The 2,220-nt window shown below is 31.7% G+C and carries 2 protein-coding genes; both read right to left on the bottom strand.

What is annotated here, in order from left to right:
• A partial coding sequence (locus CSBG_RS01840; protein ID WP_008676579.1) for an ABC transporter permease occupies positions 1-629 on the bottom strand: 629 nt, incomplete at its 3' end.
• Positions 629-2,149, bottom strand: coding sequence for an ABC transporter ATP-binding protein (locus tag CSBG_RS01835; protein ID WP_035285566.1), 1,521 nt, complete (start codon positions 2,147-2,149; stop codon positions 629-631). The genes CSBG_RS01835 and CSBG_RS01840, both read right to left, overlap by 1 nt.
• Between the last annotated feature and the right edge of the window lie 71 nt (positions 2,150-2,220).

Genomic DNA, 2,220 nt, shown 5'->3' with positions numbered 1-2,220 from the left:
GTTTTATTTAATATAAACCAAACTATGAAAACTGCTATCATAGCTAAGAAAATACCTAAGTTTATATATGATCCTTCAAAAATATTTGATAACCAAGAAGCTTTTAAAGTTGCTGAATCTGATAACATTTTTGATTCAGTTTCTAAGAATTCACCCTTAAAATATTTTGGAATATTATAATAAACTATCCAATAAGCAACCCAGTTCATCATTATTGATGATACAACTTCGTGAACGTTAAACTTAGCTTTTAAAATCCCAGGAACTGTAGCCCATAGTGCTCCACCTAATATCCCAGCTAATACGACAATAGGAACAAGGATCATTTTTGGTAAATCTAATGATAACCCTACCGCTATTGAACAAAATCCTCCAAATAACATTTGTCCCGGTGCCCCTATGTTAAATAATCCTGTCTTAAATGCAAAGGCAACTGAAAGTCCTGTCAACATTAATGGTGTTGCAGTAGCTATTGTATTACCTATTCTTTCTAAGTTCTTTAGTCCACCTTTAAATAAGTATTCATACCCTTCAAGAGGATTAAATCTCATAACTGCCATTAATATCGCACCTGCAATAAGACCTAAGATTACAGCCATTATAGATTTTAAACCTTGATTTTTTTCCATTAGCTTTCACCTCTCTTTATTCCTGCCATCATTAATCCAACTTCATTTTCATCTGTTTCAGAGGCATTTACTATTCCTATAAGTTCGCCATTGTTAACAATAGCAATTCTATCTGAAACATTTAGTATCTCGTCTAATTCTAATGATACTAAAAGTACAGCTTTCCCACTATCTCTTTGTTCAACTAGTCTTTTGTGTATGTATTCTATAGACCCTACATCTAACCCTCTAGTTGGTTGAACAGCTATCAACAAGTCAGGATCTGACTGAACTTCACGTCCAATAATCCCCTTTTGTTGATTTCCACCTGATAAAGATCTGGCCATTGATTTTCCACCTTCACCAGCTCTAACATCAAAAGTCTCAATAATATTATTTGCGTATTCAGTTATTTTACTTCTATTTATAAGTCCATTTTTAGAAAATGGTTCATTTTTATAAACCTTAAGAACCATATTATCTTCCATAGTATAATCAAGAATAAGTCCTCTTTTATGTCTATCTTCTGGAATATGTGCTATCCCCTCATCAATTCTCTTTCTTATTGAAGTTTTGCTAATATCCTTTCCATTAAAGAATATACTTCCACTCTCTATACCTCTCATGCCAGTTATAGCTTCTACTAATTCGGTTTGTCCATTACCTTCAACTCCAGCTACACCAACTATTTCGCCTTTTCTTACATTTAAAGAAAAGTCTTTTAACCCTAAAACCTTTTTATTGTTTTTAACAGATAAATTCTCTAGCCTTAATACTTCATCTCCTGGATTTGCTTCTACTTTATCAACTTTAAACGAAACTTGTCTTCCAACCATCATCTTAGCCATATCAGCTTCTGTAGTTGTTTTAACATCAACTGTTCCTATACACTTTCCTCTTCTTATAACTGTACATCTATCTGCGGCTGCTTTAATTTCCTTTAACTTATGTGTAATTAGAATTATTGATTTTCCTTCATTTATAAGGTTTTGCATTATTTTAATTAAGTCATCAATTTCTTGAGGAGTTAAAACGGCTGTTGGTTCGTCAAATATAAGAACCTCAGCATTTCTATATAACATTTTTAAAATTTCAACACGTTGTTGCATACCAACAGATATGTCTTCAATTTTTGAGTATGGATCAACATTTAAGCCATAAGTTTTTGATAATTCATCAATCCTTTTAGCTGCATTTTTTATATCAATAGTTAAAAACTTCTTTGGTTCACAACCTAAAATTATATTTTCTGTTACAGTAAAGTTTTCAACTAGTTTAAAGTGTTGATGAACCATTCCTATTCCTAAATCATTTGCTACATTAGGACTAGAAATTTTAACTTCTTTTCCTTTTACTTTTATTACTCCAGCTTCTGGTTGATACATCCCAAAAAGCATCCCCATTAATGTAGATTTTCCTGCACCATTTTCACCTAAAAGAGCATGAACTTCACCTTTTTTTAGTTGTAATGTTACATTATCATTTGCTACAATTCCTGGAAACTCTTTTCGAATGTTAAGCATTTCTACTACATACTCCATATAATTCACCGCTTTCCTCTTTTCATATTTTCAAGGAAATTTAAAGGCTTTGCCTTTAAATTTCCTTATAT

The sequence above is a fragment of the Clostridium sp. 7_2_43FAA genome (genome assembly GCF_000158375.2).
In the GTDB taxonomy this organism is placed as follows: Bacteria; Bacillota; Clostridia; order Clostridiales; family Clostridiaceae; genus Clostridium; species Clostridium tertium.
The sequence above is the reverse complement of the archived record's forward strand: the minus strand, read 5'-3'. Positions and strand labels throughout refer to the sequence as shown.

Excerpts from the sequence above, each read along its gene's own strand:
- CSBG_RS01835 (WP_035285566.1), bottom strand. The coding sequence starts at position 2,149 with ATGGAGTATGTAGTAGAAATGCTTAACATTCGAAAAGAGTTTCCAGGA.